The organism is Burkholderia sp. RS01 (assembly GCF_039748055.1).
GTDB lineage: Bacteria > Actinomycetota > Actinomycetes > Actinomycetales > Micrococcaceae > Arthrobacter.
The window spans coordinates 95,835-110,424 of the sequence record NZ_JBDLAK010000006.1; the positions used below are offsets into that span (position 1 = coordinate 95,835).

Here is a 14,590-nt window from a genome sequence, read left to right on the forward strand (position 1 = left end):
ATGCGCACCGGGCGATCAGCGCTGGGGCAGCCTGGCGGCCAGCTCCGAAGCTGCCGCCTGGAGCAGCGGAACGAGGGCGAGCAGCGCGTCCAAGCTGAGCCGGAACACGGGAACCGCCGTGGCCAGCGAAGCGAAGGCGACGCCCTGGGAGTTCAGCACCGGCACGGCCACGGCGCGCATGCCGAGCTCGTTCTCCTCGTCCATGACCGCATACCCCTGCCGCCGGACCTGCTCGATTTCCGCCCGGAAGGCGTTGCGGTCCGTGATGGAGAGGCTGGTGAGCGGCTCCAGCGGCAGCTCACCAAGCAGCCGCTCGCGTTCGCCGTCCTCTGCGAAGGCCACCAGCGCCTTGCCCACCGACGTCGTGTGCAGCGCGCCGAGGTGGCCGGGATCGCTGGTGACCCGGAAGGTCTGTGGCCCGTCAACCTTGTTTACGGTGAGGTGGTGCTGGCCGTCGCGGACGGACAGGATGGTGGCCTCCCCCGTCTGATCCGTGACGCGCCGCAGGATGGGCAGCGCGGTGCCGGCGAAGCCGTGGTGGTTGGAAACCCGCTGGCCCAGCTGGAAGATGCGCAGGCCCAGGTGGTAGCGGCGGCCCTCCGGCTCGTAGTCCACAAAACCGTCCCGGGTCAGCGAACCCAGGAGCCGGTACGTGGTGCTGAAGGGCAGCTCGGCCCGACGGGACAGCTCCGAGGCACTCGCGCCGCGGGGTTCGTCGCCCAGCAGCACGAGCAGGCCCAGGGCCTTGCCCACCATGTCCGTGCGGGAATCGTCCTTGCCCGCCTTGGCCGGCTTGGCAGCCGGGTCCAGGCCCTCCGCGGTTGCATCTTCGGGGGACTGGACGTTGGCGTCGTTGCCTGTGGCTTCTTTCACACTCATAACTCGATGTTGCCACAATGTGAGAGCTATTTCTAGATGGTGAATAAGATTCTTGACAGGTGACTGCCCTCACAGTCATCATTGCTGTATCGCACAAGTAGCTCTCACCATGTGGCTACTTAGTCCGGGTCTTTCCAAGGACCTGCCAGCCGCCCCTTCCCCATCACACGGACGGCGGCTGCAACATCCTGATACATCCGCGACAACGTCGTCACACCGAAGGAACACCATGAGCCAGACACTCCCGTCCGCAGAGCCGGGCACCGTTGCCCCGGCCGGGACCCCGAAGAAGGCAGCCCTTGCCAGCTTCCTCGGCAGCGCCGTCGAGTACTACGACTTTTTCATTTTCGGTTCCGCCGCTGCCCTGATCTTCCCCAAGGTCTTCTTCCCGGACGCGGACGCCAATGCGGCGATCATGTCCTTCGCGACCTTCGGCTTCGCCTACGTGGCCCGGCCTGTCGGCGCCGTCATCCTGGGCCACTTCGGTGACCGGGTGGGGCGCCGGAAGGTCCTGATGTTCACGCTGCTGCTCATGGGCGCCTCCACCTTCCTGATCGGCTGCCTGCCGGACTTCAACACCGTCGGCTGGTGGGCTCCGGCCCTGCTGGTGCTGGCACGCCTCTGCCAGGGCCTCTCCGCGGCCGGCGAGCAGGCCGGCGCCTCCTCCATGACCCTGGAACACGCCCCGGACAACCGCCGCTCCTTCTTCACCTCCTGGACCCTCACCGGCACCCAGGGCGGCCAGATCCTCGCCGCCCTCGTCTTCATCCCGGTCCTCGCCCTGCCTGACGAGATCAAGTACGGCATCGGCTGGCGCATTCCGTTCTGGCTCAGCGCCGTGGTGGTGATGGTGGCGTTCTTCATCCGCCGCACGCTGCACGAGCCGCCGGCCTTCGAGGAAGCCCAGAAGTCAGCACAGATCGCCAAGCTGCCCGTGGCCGATCTGCTCAAGTCCCACTGGCGCGACGTCCTCCGGGTCATCTGCTGCGCCTTCATCGCCGCCGTCTCCACCGTGTTCGGCACCCTCGCCATCAGCTACGCCAAGACCGTGGCCGGCGTGGACGGCACCACCACCCTGTGGCTTGTGGTCGGCGCAAACCTGGTGGCCCTGGGCACCCAGCCGCTGTTCGGAAAGCTGGCCGACAAGATCGGCCGAAAGCCCGTGTTCATCTACGGCGCACTGTCCAGCGCCATCCTGACCCCTGTCTTCCTGCTGAGCCTCGAATCCGGCAGCGTCCCGCTAATGTTCCTGGCCGCCATCGGCTTCTTCTCCTGCGGCTACGCAGCCTCGAACGCCGTCTGGCCGTCCTTCTACGCCGAGATGTTCAGCACCAAGGTCCGCTTCTCCGGCCTGGCCATCGGCACCCAGCTCGGCTTCCTGATGGCCGGGTTTGCGCCCGCCATCGTGGCTGCCATAGGCGGCATCAAGCCCGGCGGCTGGGTCCAGATCAGCATCTTCACCGCGGTTATCTGCACCATCGCCGCAGTTTCGGCCCTCACGGCCAAGGAAACCTTCAAGACCCCCACCAAGCAGCTCGGCCTGAAGTAACCCGGCCGGCCCGGGTGCGGCCCGCCGTCGTGACCCCGTTTGCCCCGCAAGCGCCCCGGGACACGGCGGGTCCGCCGCCTTTTCGGCCGGATTAGTTTCAAAGAAGGTCACGACGGCGGCCCGTCCCTTTTGCGAAAAAGGGGCGGGCCGCTGATGTTTAGGTGGCGAGCACCTCGGCGAGGTCGAACTTCACGGGCTCCTCGAGCTGCTCGTACGTGCAGGATGACGGGTCCCGGTCCGGGCGCCAGCGCACGAACTGCGCGGTGTGGCGGAACCGCTCGCCCTCCATGTGGTCGTACTTCACTTCCAGCACCCGCTCTGGACGCAGCGGCGTGAAGGACAGGTCCTTGCCGGCGCTCCAGCGGCTGCCCTCGGCGTTGCGCGGCGTCCGGGCGCCTTCCTCCTGCTTGGCCCAGGCCCACGGGTGCTCGTCAAAGCCGGTCACCAGCGCCTGGAGTTCCTCGAACAGCTCCCGCCGCCGCTGCATCGGAAAGGCGCCCACCACGCCCACGCTGGCGAGTTCGCCGCCGGGCTTGTACAGGCCCAGCAGCAGCGATCCGATGGCGTCGGGTCCGCTCTTGTGCACGCGGTAGCCGGCCAGCACGCAGTCGGCCGTGCGTTCGTGCTTGACCTTGAACATCACGCGCTTGTCCGGCTGGTACTCGCCGTTGAGGGGCTTGGCGATGATCCCGTCCAGGCCGGCGCCCTCAAACTGGTCGAACCACTTTCCGGCGAGCTCCCGGTCCTGCGTCGCGGCGGTCAGATGGATCGGTGCACGCGCGCCGGCCAGCGCCGCCTCGAGTGCGGCGCGCCGCTCGGCGAAGGGCCGGCCGCTGAAGTCGTGGTCGCCCAGCGCCAGCAGGTCGAAGGCCACGAACTTCGCCGGCGTCTGTTCGGCCAGCAGCTTGACCCTGCTCGCGGCGGGATGGATCCGCTGCTGCAGGGCGTCAAAGTCGAGCCGGTCCCCCGATGCGCCCACCAGGACGATCTCGCCGTCGAGCACACACCGCGGCGGAAGGTTGGCCTTCAGCGCCTCCACCAGCTCCGGAAAGTAGCGCGTCATCGGCTTTTCGTTGCGGCTGCCGATCTCCACGTCGTCGCCGTCGCGGAAAACAATGGACCGGAAACCGTCCCATTTCGGCTCGTAGCTCATGGCACCGTCCGGGATGGCGGCCACCGATTTGGCAAGCATGGGAGGAAGGGGAGGCATGACCGGAAGCTGCATACGCCCCATTCTTGCCCGGGGTCCCGCCGGGGCGCTACCCCTCGGAGCCCTCGACACAGTGACCGCCCGCCGGTAGACCTTAACGATGGCAGCCATCGGATTTCACGCGTCGCATGAACAGATCAGCCCGGGACAGCTCCTCAAGGACGTCCAGCACGCCGAGGCCGCGGGCTTTGACGCCGCCATGTGCTCGGACCACATCGAACCCTGGTCCGCCCGGCAGGGGCATTCCGGGTTCGCGTGGTCCTGGCTGGGCGCCGCGCTGGCCACCACCAAGCTCCGGTTCGGCGTGGTCAACGCGCCGGGCCAGCGGTATCACCCGGCCATCATCGCGCATGCCTCGGCCACGCTGGCCTCCATGTTCCCGGGCCGGTTCTGGGCGGCCCTGGGCAGCGGGGAGAACATGAACGAGCACATCACGGGTGACCCCTGGCCGCTGAAGGAAACCCGGCAGCAGCGGCTCGAGGAGTGCGTGGAGGTCATCCGGCGCCTGCACGCCGGTGAGGAGGTCACGCACCACGGGCTGGTCACGGTGGAGCAGGCACGGATCTGGGACGTCCCGGAGCCTCCGCCGCAGCTCATTGCCCCAGCCATCAGCGTGGACACGGCGCGCCGCTCGGCGGCGTGGGCGGACGGGCTGGTCACCGTGAACCAGCCGCACCACAAGCTCAGCGAGATGCTCACCGCCTACCGCGGCAACGGCGGCCGCGGCAAGGCGATCCTGCAGATCCACCTCTCCTGGGCGCCCGACGAGAAGGACGCCGTGGCCATCGCCATGGACCAGTGGCGGTCCAACATTTTCGCCCCGCCAATACCCTGGGACCTGCCCACGGCCGCCCATTTCGACGGCGTGAGCACCGACGTCGGCGAGGAACAGCTCCGGAAATCGGTCAACATCTCAGCCAGCCTTGACCAGCACGCGCAGTGGCTCGCCGAGTACGCCGACCTCGGCTTCGACGAGCTGTACCTGCACTTCGTGGGGCAGGAACAGGCCCGGTTCATCGAGGCGTTCGCGGACAAGGTCCTGCCCCAGCTACGGAAGGTGCGCGTCGCATGAGAATCGCTGAAACATCGGACCTGTGGTGGAAGAACGCCGTGATCTACTGCCTCGACGTCGAGACTTTTTTCGACGACGACGGCGACGGCACCGGCGATTTCGCCGGCCTGACGCAGCGGGTGGACTACCTCGCGGCGCTGGGCGTGAGCTGCATCTGGCTCATGCCGTTCTACCCGTCGCCGGACCGGGACGACGGCTACGACGTCACCGACTTCTACGGCGTGGACCACCGGCTGGGCACCATGGGCGACCTCGTGGAGTTCATCCGCACCGCCAAGGATCGCGGCATCCGGGTCATCGCGGATTTCGTGGTCAACCATACGTCAATCAAGCATCCGTGGTTCCAGGAGGCGCGGAAGTCCGTGGACAACCCGTACCGCGACTATTACGTGTGGCGGAAGGACACCCCGCCGGACACGTCCTCCGAAGTGGTGTTCCCGGGCGAGCAGACGTCCATCTGGACGCAGGACGACGCCACCGGCGAGTGGTACCTCCACATGTTCGCCGAGTTCCAACCTGACCTCAACGTCACCAACCCCAAAGTCCGGAACGAGATCGCCAAGGCCATGGGGCTCTGGCTGGAACTGGGCCTGGACGGTTTCCGGCTCGATGCGGTGCCGTTCTTCCTGGAAACCCGCGGCCAGCCCAAGGACGAGGCGGCCAGGATCGACCCGCACGACTACCTGACCGCCCTGCGCAGCTTCGTCAGCCGGCGCAACGGCAGCGCGGTGCTGCTGGGCGAGGTAAACCTGCCGTACAAAGAGCAGCTGGAATACTTCGGCGGGGCCGAGGGCAACGAACTGAACATGCAGTTCGACTTCATGACCATGCAGCACCTGTACCTTTCGCTGGCCCGCCAGGACGCCCGCCCGCTGGCGGAGACGCTCAAGAGCCGCCCGGCCCTGAATCCCGACAACCAGTGGGCCATGTTCGTCCGCAACCATGACGAGCTCACGCTGGACAAGCTCAGCGACGGGGAGCGCGAGGAGGTTTTCGCCGCGTTCGGCCCCGAGAAGAACATGCAGGTCTACAACCGGGGCCTCCGGCGCAGGCTGCCGCCGATGCTGAACGGCGACGCCGGCAGGATCCGCATGGTGTATTCGCTGATGTTCTCCCTGCCCGGCACACCCGTCCTCTACTACGGCGAGGAAATCGGCATGGGCGAGGACCTGCGGCAGAAGAGCCGCTCCGCCGTCCGCACGCCGATGCAGTGGAACGACGAAAAGAACGGCGGCTTCTCCAGCGCGCTCGTGTCGGACCTCGTGGCACCGCTGGCGCGCGGCGAGTTCGGCCCGAACAAGGTCAATGCCGCGGCCGCCAAGCGGGACCCGGAGTCCCTGTGGAACTTCATCGCCACGCTCATCCAGCGCTACCGCGAATCACCGGAGCTGGGCTGGGGCGATTTCGCGGTCATCGAACAGCCCGAGCCAGCGGTCTTCGCGCACACCTGCAGCTCGACGGGGGCAACCCTGGTGCTGCTGCACAACTTCGGCGAGGACACCGTGAAAGTCAGCGGCAATGCGGGCCCCAAGGACGGCCCGCCCCGGGCGTTCAGGGGCGCCACGCTGCTGGACCTGCTGGGCGGCGACAACGTTCCGCTGGAGCCCGACGGCGGATTCACGGTTGAGCTGGGCCGCTACGGCTACCGCTGGTTCCGGGTACACAAATCCGGCGACAGGCTCGCTCCCTGAGGCCGCTCGCTACAGGCTCCGGCGGAACACCTTCACTTCCCACGGACGCAGCTGCAGGCCGGCCTGCGGCGGGTAGTTCCCCAGCACCTGCTCGGCGTCGCCCCAGGATCTTTCGATTCCGGCAGAGTTCCCGGTGCCGGCAGACTGCTCCGCGCCGGAAAAGTTTCCCAGGACCAGCATCTCCGCGTCCGGAAGCGAGCGCCGGAACGCGTAGACGTGTTCGTCGTCGGGCAGCAGCATGGTGAAGTCTCCGTAGGCCACCACGGGGTCCGCGTGGCGCAGGGCGATGACCTCGCGGTAGAAGCTGAAGACGGACTGGGGGTCGTCCACCTGCGCGGCGGCGTTGATGGCGTTCGCGTTCGGATTGACCGCGATCCACGGGGCCCCCGTGGTGAAGCCCGCGTGGCGGCTGGCGTCCCACTGGACCGGCGTGCGCGCGTTGTCGCGGTTCAGCGGCGCCAGGGCGGCGAGGACGTCGGCGTCCGTGTGGCCCAGGTGGGTGGTGGCCTCGCGGTGGTGGTTGAGGACCTCGATGTCGCGGTAGTCGCTGATGGCGCCGAACGCCATGTTGGTCATGCCCAGTTCCTCGCCCTGGTACACGTACGGCGTGCCGCGGTGCAGATGCAGGACAGCGGCCAGCATCTTGGCTGACAGCTCGCGGTAGTGGCCGTCGTCGCCGAAGCGGGACACCGCGCGGGCCTGGTCGTGGTTCCCCCAGTACAGGCTGTTCCAGCCGCGCTCTGCCAGCGCCTCCTGCCAGCGGCCGAGGGATTTCTTCAGATCCGTCAGCAGCAGCTTCTTGGGCCGCCACTTGTTGCCGCCCTCCTGGTCCAGGGCCACGTGCTCGAACTGGAACACCATGTCCACTTCCCGGCGCCGGGGGTCGGTGAACAGCGCGGCGTCCTCCACGGTCACGCCGGGCATCTCGCCCACGGTGAGCAGGTCCTTGTCCCGGCCGGCGAAGACCTCCTGGTGCATCTCCTGCAGGAACTCATGGATGCGCGGCCCGCAGATGAAGTGGGGGCCGCCGTCGCCGTACAGCATGCCGTCAGCGCGGGGGCCGTCCGGGAGTGACTCAACCTTGGAAATGAAGTTGATGACGTCCATCCGGAAGCCGTCCACTCCCCTGTCGAGCCACCAGTTCATCATGTCGTAGATGGCGGCACGGACGTCCGGGTTCTCCCAGTTGAGGTCCGGCTGCTTCCGCGAGAAGAGGTGGAGGTAGTACTCCCCGGAGGCGGCGTCGTATTCCCAGGCCGGCCCGGAGAACGCGGAACCCCAGTTGTTCGGCTCCGCACCCGGCGCGCCCGGTTCGGCCCCCTCCCGCGGCGGCCGCCACCAGTACCAGTCCCGTTTCGGGTTGTCCTTGCCCGAGCGGGATTCCACGAACCACGGGTGCTCGTCCGAGGTGTGGTTGACCACCAGGTCCATCACGAGCTTCATGCCGCGTGCATGCAGTCCGTCCAGGAGTTCGTCCAGGGTTTCCAGGTCCCCGAAGACCGGATCGATGTCCCGGTAGTCGCTGATGTCGTAACCGTTGTCGTCCTGCGGCGAGCGGTATACCGGGGACAGCCAGACGACGTCGACGCCCAGCGTCTGCAGGTAGTCGAGCCGGCCGATGATCCCGCGGAGGTCGCCGACGCCGTCACCGTCCGAATCAGCGAAGCTGCGGGGGTAGATCTGGTAGACTACCGCACTCTTGAACCATTCCCTGCCCGCCCTGAAGGCTGCTTCTGCTTCGGATTCCTGGATGGTCATTGCTGGTTCCTCCTGGTAGGCGGCCGTGGCGGGGTGCAAGCCCATTGAAAGTCTCACGGCAGATGATTCGGCGGTCAATGCCGGGCCGAAACCGGCCCGGCGCGGAAAACTAACCGGGTGCTAACGGGCAGGAAACCAGGGCGCAACATTCCGGCGCCACACTGGAAGTGCCGGCAATTGCAGGCACCAGCTCCAGCTCAGGAGGCCACGCCATGTTGAAGGAAGCCAAAGCCCACATAACCCGGGTCCGCGCCCTGGACCAGCTCCACCGCGGGGACGAGATCGAAGCCCGCCTCTCGGTGGGGCCCAGCTACGACGACGTCATCATCCGCCGCGGCAGCGTCCAGGAGACAGCGCCGGGCATCGGCGTCGTCTGGATCATGGATCATCACACGGGCATGCGGAAGGCCATCAATACGGACGAGTGCAGCGTTTGGCGCGTCGCCTGAGCCAGCTATCCCCCGGCCACGGACTGAATGATCAGCACTTCCTGGCCGGCAGCGACCTCCGTATCCAGGCCCTGGAGACGCCGGACCTCGTCACCGTTCACGTAAATATTCACGTAGCGGCGGAGGGCACCCGTTTCGTCCCGCAGCCTCCTGGCGAGCACCGGGTAATCCCCGGTCACGGAATCCAGCAACCAGCCCACAGTCACCGTCCCGTCGGCGGGCGCAGTCAGGTAGGACTGCCCGCCGGCGAGCGGCTGGAGGACGCTGGGGAGCACCACGCTGATCTCAGCCACCGCGGATCCTCACGCGGAAGCCGTAGCTGCGACCCGTGCATCGGCAACCACGGCGGCGCGCACGCACAGGACGTCCGGCAGGTGGGACGCCACCTCGGCAAACGATTCGCCTTCGTCAGCGCTGGCATAGACCGAGCCGCCGCGTGTTCCGAAGTACACCCCGGCGGGTTCGGCAGAATCCACCGCGGCCGCGTCACGGAGCACGGCGTTGTATTCTAACTGCGGCAGTCCGGCGTCCAGGCGCTTCCAACTGCCGCCGGCGTCATCCGTCCGGTGCACCGCGAGCTTTCCCTCGGGGGGAATCCGCTCGCCGTCGGCCTTGAGCGGAATCACCCAGGCCGTGCCCGCCCGCCGCGGATGCGTCAGCATCACGAAACCGAAATCGGCGGGCAACCCCTCCGCGATTGACTCCCAGTTCTCGGCATTGTCATCACTGCGGTAGACGCCGTGGTGATTTTGCGCGTAGAGGCGGCCTTCGACGGCGGCGTCCGCCGCTATCTTGTGCACGCACTGGCCGAATTCCGGGTTGGGATCGGGCATGAAGTAGGCGGAAATACCCTTGTTCCGCGGCTCCCAGGACGACCCGCCGTCGAGCGAGCGGTACACTCCGCCGGTGCTCATCGCGACGTGCACGTTGTCCCCGGACGGGTTGACCACGATCGAGTGCGCGGCGGCGCCGCCGTATCCGGCGCCCCATTCGCTGCGGTGCGGGTGGTCCCAGAGCCCGCGGTTCAGCTCGAAGTGCTCGCCGCCGTCGGTGGACTTCCAGACCGAAATCGGCTCGGCCCCGGCCCACACCACTCCGGGGCGGGACTCGGCGTCGGGGTAGATCTGCCAGATGCGTTCCACGGCGGCGTCGGTGCCGTCGGGGAATTTGATCGCGCCTTGTTCCGGTTCGGTCCACGAAGCGCCGAGGTCATCCGAATGGGCAACGGTGGGGCCCCAGTGTTCCGACCTGACGCCCACCATGATTCGGGTGCGGCCGTCGCGCGTGTCGATGCCGATGCTCGGGATCTCGCTCATCAGGAAGTGCGGGCCGGTGAAGGACCATTGCTTCCGGTCCTGGCTGGTCGCCAGCCAGAGGCCTTTCTTGGTCCCGATTGCTAGGACGTAACTCTCAGGGGTAGCCATGCACCCCATGCAACCACTACGGCGGGGAGGCCGCAATGGTTTGGGTGCGGGAGGCCGGGCCGGGTCCGGTCACCGGTCGTGGCGTGCCGCGCCCGTCCCGATCTTGGCAGCGCGGCGGTTCCGCCACCACCTTCGGACCAGGTCAGCCGCAGCGAACAGCCCAGCCAGCGGCGACAGGACGGCCACCGCGTAGACGAACAACAGCCAGAACAGCGTGGCGATGGGCGGCTGGCTCGTGCTGAGCAATGACAGGCCGCCGAACAGTCCCGCCGTCCAAAAGAGCACGACCACCACCAGCACCGCAGCCGCGGGAAAGTACTCGTTCCGCACCACTGCCATCAGGGTTTTCATGCCTGCTCCTCCTGCCTGCCCGTGCGCCCGCCGCCTCCCGGTGAGTCCAGTATGCGACCGGAGGACCGAACCGCCGCGGCGCCACAGCGGCGTGTGATGAACGCAACCACGAAGCGGCCAGATCGAGCAGTCTACCGAACCGGTCTAATCGAACCGGGGAACGACCGCCACCGATCCGATATTCGGCAAGGCGTGCTGTGCGGCGTGCTTGAGGTCCGCGGCCAGCGCCGCCAGTTCGGCAAGATCGCCGCAGCCGCCGGCCGGAATGCTGATTTCCGCGTGCAGCCTGTGGCCGGACCACCGCAGCCGTGACGTGGAGCCGTCTGGGGCAAGCCGCCGCACGATTTCGGCGAGTCTGTCAGTGAGTGCCGGGTTGACGCCGTCCATGAGTCTGCGCCCGATGTCCCGGACGGTTCCCCGGAGCAGGATGGCGATGGCAACGGAGATGAGCAGGCCGACGACCGGATCGGCCAAGGGGAAGCCAAGCCAGGTGCCGACGACGCCGGCGACCACGGCCAGGGAGGTAAAGCCATCGGTCCGGGCGTGGATCCCGTCGGCCACCAGGGCGGCGGAGCCGATTTTCCGTCCGACCCGGATCCGGTAGATCGCCACGAGCTCGTTGCCGGCGAAGCCGACAATTCCTGCGCCCAGCACCCAGCCCAGGTTCTGGATTGGCTGCGGGGCAAAGAAACGATGGACGGACTCGACGGCGGCAATCACGGCGGACAGGGCGATCATGGCCACGATGAACAATCCCGCCAGGTCCTCGGCGCGGCCGAAGCCAAAGGTGTAAGTCCGAGTGGCGGCACGGCGGCCGAGCAGGAAGGCGATCCACAGAGGGACTGCGGTCAGGGCGTCGGAAAAGTTGTGCACGGTGTCGGCCAGCAGCGCGACGGACCCGCTGATCAGGACGATGGCCAGCTGGAAGAGCGACGTGGCGCCGAGTCCGAGCAACGAGACTTTGACCGCGCGGATGCCTTCCGCGCTGGACTCCATGGCTTCGTCGACGGAGTCCGCCGAATCGTGGGAGTGCGGGACGAAGAGTTCCTGCACCCACCCTTTGAACCCTGTGGCGTGGACATGGCTGCGGCCGTGGCCGTGATGGCCGTGACGGTGTCCGCCATCCGCAGCGGGATCGTCATGCGGGTGGGGACGTACGGGCGGTTCGTGGCGCTGTGGGGGCCGGTTCATGCCCGGCCCGCCCCGGGAACATGATGTGGTGCGGCACCATGATGCGGAGCCGTTCCTAAGGCATGCTCGGCCTGATGGATGGCGTCGGCAACAAGCTGCCAGGCGTGACCATCGGCGAGCCGGTAGTAAACCTTCGTGCCCTCCTGCCGGGTGGAAACCATGCGGGCCAGGCGCATTTTGGCCAGATGCTGGGACACGGCAGCCGCGGACTTTCCGGCTTTCTCGGCCAGCGCATTCACCGGCAGCTCGCCATCACGAAGGGCAAGGATCAGCCTGACTCGGGTGGCGTCCGCCAGCATGGCGAAAACCTCGACTGCCAGCTCCACATACTGGCTGTCGGGCCCAAGCGCGCAAGGCTGCGTATCTGCATTCATACGCAAATAGTTGCATAAACTCCCGCGTCCTAGCAAGATTCTCCTGACTGCAGGGTCCGGTTAGGACGGGCTGACCCGTTGCGCTGCGGCCCTGGAAGTTTCGCCGCATACGCCTACCGGGAGGTCCACTCATGAGCCCCGCCCTGCCGGACATCCGCCCGCCCTCCGCACCGCTGTACGCGGCAGGGTTCGTGACAGCCTTCGGCGCCCACAGCGTTGCCGCGGGCATGGGTGCCCAGAGCGCGAACATCGGCCTAACACTGCTGACTCTGGGCGTCCTGCTGGCTGCCTATGACATCTCGGAAGTGTTCCTCAAACCCGTCTTCGGCGCACTGAGCGACAGAATCGGCACCAAGCCCGTCATCGTCGGCGGTCTCCTGGCCTTCGCCGTACTCTCCCTCCCGGGCCTGTGGGGCAGCGATCCCCTCATGCTGGGGCTGGCGCGCCTCGGGCAGGGCGCGGCGGCATCGGCGTTCTCCCCGGCAGCGTCGGCCATGGTGGCACGGATCGCCGGAGGGAAAAGCGCCGGCACCTACTTCGGCCGGTACGGATCCTGGAAGAGCCTTGGCTACGTGATCGGGCCGCTCCTTGGGGCGGGGCTGATCCTCGCCGGCGGGTTCGCCTTGCTCTTTGCCGCGCTCTCCGGGCTGGCGGCAGCGGCGGCCCTCTGGGTCTTTCTCCGCGTCCCCCACCTGGAACCCCTTCCGCGCCAGCGCTACACGGTCCTTGACCTGGCACGCCAGGTCACCGAACGTCGCTTCCTCGTCCCCACGTTGGTGCTCGCGGCGTCGACGGGCGCAATGGGGGCCGCGATCGGCTTCCTTCCCGCGCTGGCCACCCAACACGGGCTGGGCCCGCTCGCAGGAACCGCGACAGTAAGCGTCCTGGCGATGGCCGCACTCCTGGTGCAGCCGAGAATCGGCAAGATGCGCGACCAGCAGCGCATCAGCGACGGCCACGGAATGACCGCCGGCCTCCTGCTCACCGCCAGCGGCGTGGCCCTCATCGCGCTGGCGCCCGGGCCGGTCGCCTTGTTCATCTCGGCCGCCGCAATCGGCGCCGGCGTGGGCGCCGCGACGCCCCTGGGTTTTGCCCATCTGGCCGACACCACACCGCCGGAACGAATGGGCCGGACCATGGGTTCGGCCGAACTGGGAAGGGAACTCGGCGACGCCGGAGGCCCGCTTCTCGTCGGAGGAATCGCCACTGCCAGCGCGTTGCCCTTTGGCCTCGGAGCCCTGGCCCTCCTGGTAGCAGCCGCCAGCGTGCCCCGCCTCACCAAAAACCCTACCGATGCCGAATCTCCGAGCAGCCGGAAACGCGGCTAGCCCATCCGAGCCTTGCTTGGGTGGGTCCGCCGACTGGGTGGCCGGACCGGCGTCGGGGTTTCACACTGGCGTGCCGCCACGGTCTTGGCGCCGCCCGCTGACCAGTCCAAGGCACAGGGCTGCCGCTGCTGCGGAAACAGTTGCGACGATGCCGAAGGGAACAGCATCGTTGGCGCCGCCGATGCCCACGAGGGGTGCGGCGATGCCGCCGAAAGCAAAACGGGCCAGTCCCAGGAGTGAGGAGGCTGTCCCGGCGATGTCCGGGTAGTCCTTGAGTGCGAGTGACGTGGCCGGCGGGCTGGTAACGGCCACGCCGCTGACCATCGTGAACAGGGACAGGACGATGGCGGCCAGAGGCAGGTGCAGGAGTGCCGTCGCAAGCAGCCCCAGGGCGCCGGCGGATGTCATCATCAGGCCGACGGTGAGCGTGCCACGTTCGGACCACCGTTCAGCCAGGCGGCCGGCGATGAACCCGAAGACCATGAAGCCTAGGGAATTCAGGCCGAAAGCTAACGAGTAGCCCTGCGGGGAGAGTCGATACATGCCTTGGAGAATGTAAGTTGCCCCGCTCAGGTAGGAGAATATCGCGGAGTAGGTGAAGCCGGTGATGAGGACCGCTCCGGCGAACACCCGGTCGGCGAGGAGTCGGCGGAAGCCGTTGAGGGCATGGGAGAACCCGCCGGCAACGCGCCTGTTGGCCGGCAGGGTTTCGTGGAAGATCACCAACGATGCCGCCAGGATGGCGATGCCAACGGCCGCAAGGAAAACGAAGACTCCGCGCCAGTCCGTGACCGTTGCGAGCTGCCCGCCGATGACCGGGCCGATGATCGCCGCCAGTCCTCCGAGCACAGTGAGCCGGCCGTAGTAACGAAGCAGCGTGCCGCCCGAGTAGACGTCGCGGCCGGCAGCCTGGGCGATCACTATGCCTACGGCACCGGCCAGGCCCTGGACGAACCTCGCGATGACGAGTGTTTCCACGGTCGGACTGAGTGCACACAAGGCCGATGTCAGGGCGTATGCGCTGACCCCGATCAGCAGCGGCGTTCGGCGGCCGAAGCGGTCCGAAAGCGGCCCTGCGATGACCTGGCCTATGGCCAGGCCCAGCAGGCAGGCAGTAATCGTCAGCTGGGCAACCGACGTCGTGCTTTGAAGCTCAACGGTAAGGGCCGGAAGAACAGGCAGGTAGAGGTCCATGGAAATCGGGCCGAAGATTGTCAGCAGGCCAAGCACAACCGCCAGCGGGCGGCCGACGGTCTGCTCACGTGCGGGCACCGGGGTCTTGATGACTGTCACGCTGGCTCCCTTCTCGGGGTC

Annotated in this window: 15 protein-coding genes; 6 read left to right on the plus strand and 9 right to left on the minus strand. The window is 67.4% G+C overall.

Annotated elements, in window-relative coordinates:
- Nucleotides 1–15 precede the first annotated feature (15 nt).
- A complete protein-coding gene (locus ABFP37_RS07630) occupies nucleotides 16–879 on the minus strand; it encodes an IclR family transcriptional regulator (protein WP_347033163.1) in 864 nt (287 codons plus the stop codon).
- Nucleotides 880–1,108: 229 nt separating this feature from the next.
- Between ABFP37_RS07630 and ABFP37_RS07635 the strand changes: the two genes are divergently transcribed.
- A complete protein-coding gene (locus ABFP37_RS07635) occupies nucleotides 1,109–2,428 on the plus strand; it encodes an MFS transporter (RefSeq protein WP_078028363.1) in 1,320 nt (439 codons plus the stop codon).
- Between the two features lie 157 nt (nucleotides 2,429–2,585).
- On the opposite strand, the gene ABFP37_RS07640 is transcribed toward ABFP37_RS07635, so the two are convergent.
- The gene (locus ABFP37_RS07640; protein ID WP_347033164.1) at nucleotides 2,586–3,662 is read right to left on the minus strand and encodes an ATP-dependent DNA ligase; all 1,077 of its coding nucleotides are present in this window, start codon (nucleotides 3,660–3,662) and stop codon (nucleotides 2,586–2,588) included.
- Nucleotides 3,663–3,738: 76 nt separating this feature from the next.
- Between ABFP37_RS07640 and ABFP37_RS07645 the strand changes: the two genes are divergently transcribed.
- A complete protein-coding gene (locus ABFP37_RS07645) occupies nucleotides 3,739–4,710 on the plus strand; it encodes a TIGR03885 family FMN-dependent LLM class oxidoreductase (protein WP_347033165.1) in 972 nt (323 codons plus the stop codon).
- Nucleotides 4,707–6,401 (plus strand): alpha-amylase family protein, encoded by a 1,695-nt coding sequence (locus ABFP37_RS07650; protein WP_347033166.1) that lies wholly within the window; start codon nucleotides 4,707–4,709, stop codon nucleotides 6,399–6,401. The genes ABFP37_RS07645 and ABFP37_RS07650 overlap by 4 nt, the downstream gene beginning before the upstream one ends.
- A 9-nt stretch (nucleotides 6,402–6,410) precedes the next feature.
- On the opposite strand, the gene ABFP37_RS07655 is transcribed toward ABFP37_RS07650, so the two are convergent.
- Nucleotides 6,411–8,159 (minus strand): alpha-glucosidase, encoded by a 1,749-nt coding sequence (locus tag ABFP37_RS07655; RefSeq protein ID WP_078028367.1) that lies wholly within the window; start codon nucleotides 8,157–8,159, stop codon nucleotides 6,411–6,413.
- Between the two features lie 212 nt (nucleotides 8,160–8,371).
- Between ABFP37_RS07655 and ABFP37_RS07660 the strand changes: the two genes are divergently transcribed.
- Nucleotides 8,372–8,608 (plus strand): hypothetical protein, encoded by a 237-nt coding sequence (locus ABFP37_RS07660; RefSeq protein WP_056623862.1) that lies wholly within the window; start codon nucleotides 8,372–8,374, stop codon nucleotides 8,606–8,608.
- Nucleotides 8,609–8,613: 5 nt separating this feature from the next.
- Here ABFP37_RS07660 and ABFP37_RS07665 read toward each other — a convergent pair whose 3' ends face one another.
- The 4 genes from ABFP37_RS07665 to ABFP37_RS07680 form a co-directional block, all read right to left on the minus strand.
- Nucleotides 8,614–8,901, minus strand: coding sequence for a MoaD/ThiS family protein (locus ABFP37_RS07665; protein ID WP_078028368.1), 288 nt, complete (start codon nucleotides 8,899–8,901; stop codon nucleotides 8,614–8,616).
- A gap of 9 nt (nucleotides 8,902–8,910) precedes the next feature.
- Nucleotides 8,911–10,032 (minus strand): glycosyl hydrolase, encoded by a 1,122-nt coding sequence (locus tag ABFP37_RS07670; RefSeq protein ID WP_347033167.1) that lies wholly within the window; start codon nucleotides 10,030–10,032, stop codon nucleotides 8,911–8,913.
- Nucleotides 10,033–10,101: 69 nt separating this feature from the next.
- On the minus strand, nucleotides 10,102–10,383 hold the full coding sequence (locus ABFP37_RS07675) for a hypothetical protein (protein WP_078028370.1): 282 nt from the start codon (nucleotides 10,381–10,383) through the stop codon (nucleotides 10,102–10,104).
- Between the two features lie 144 nt (nucleotides 10,384–10,527).
- Entirely contained in the window at nucleotides 10,528–11,436 is a 909-nt protein-coding gene (locus ABFP37_RS07680) for a cation diffusion facilitator family transporter (protein ID WP_347033168.1), read from the minus strand.
- A gap of 27 nt (nucleotides 11,437–11,463) precedes the next feature.
- Between ABFP37_RS07680 and ABFP37_RS07685 the strand changes: the two genes are divergently transcribed.
- The gene (locus ABFP37_RS07685) at nucleotides 11,464–11,598 is read left to right on the plus strand and encodes a hypothetical protein (RefSeq protein WP_347033169.1); all 135 of its coding nucleotides are present in this window, start codon (nucleotides 11,464–11,466) and stop codon (nucleotides 11,596–11,598) included.
- Here the strand turns inward: ABFP37_RS07685 and ABFP37_RS07690 are convergent.
- The gene (locus tag ABFP37_RS07690; RefSeq protein WP_347033170.1) at nucleotides 11,571–11,948 is read right to left on the minus strand and encodes a metalloregulator ArsR/SmtB family transcription factor; all 378 of its coding nucleotides are present in this window, start codon (nucleotides 11,946–11,948) and stop codon (nucleotides 11,571–11,573) included. The genes ABFP37_RS07685 and ABFP37_RS07690 overlap by 28 nt on opposite strands.
- Before the next feature lie 131 nt (nucleotides 11,949–12,079).
- Between ABFP37_RS07690 and ABFP37_RS07695 the strand changes: the two genes are divergently transcribed.
- The gene (locus ABFP37_RS07695; protein ID WP_347033171.1) at nucleotides 12,080–13,276 is read left to right on the plus strand and encodes an MFS transporter; all 1,197 of its coding nucleotides are present in this window, start codon (nucleotides 12,080–12,082) and stop codon (nucleotides 13,274–13,276) included.
- A 60-nt stretch (nucleotides 13,277–13,336) separates the two neighbouring features.
- On the opposite strand, the gene ABFP37_RS07700 is transcribed toward ABFP37_RS07695, so the two are convergent.
- Nucleotides 13,337–14,569, minus strand: a complete 1,233-nt coding sequence (locus tag ABFP37_RS07700) for a multidrug effflux MFS transporter (protein WP_078028374.1) — start codon at nucleotides 14,567–14,569, stop codon at nucleotides 13,337–13,339.
- Between the last annotated feature and the right edge of the window lie 21 nt (nucleotides 14,570–14,590).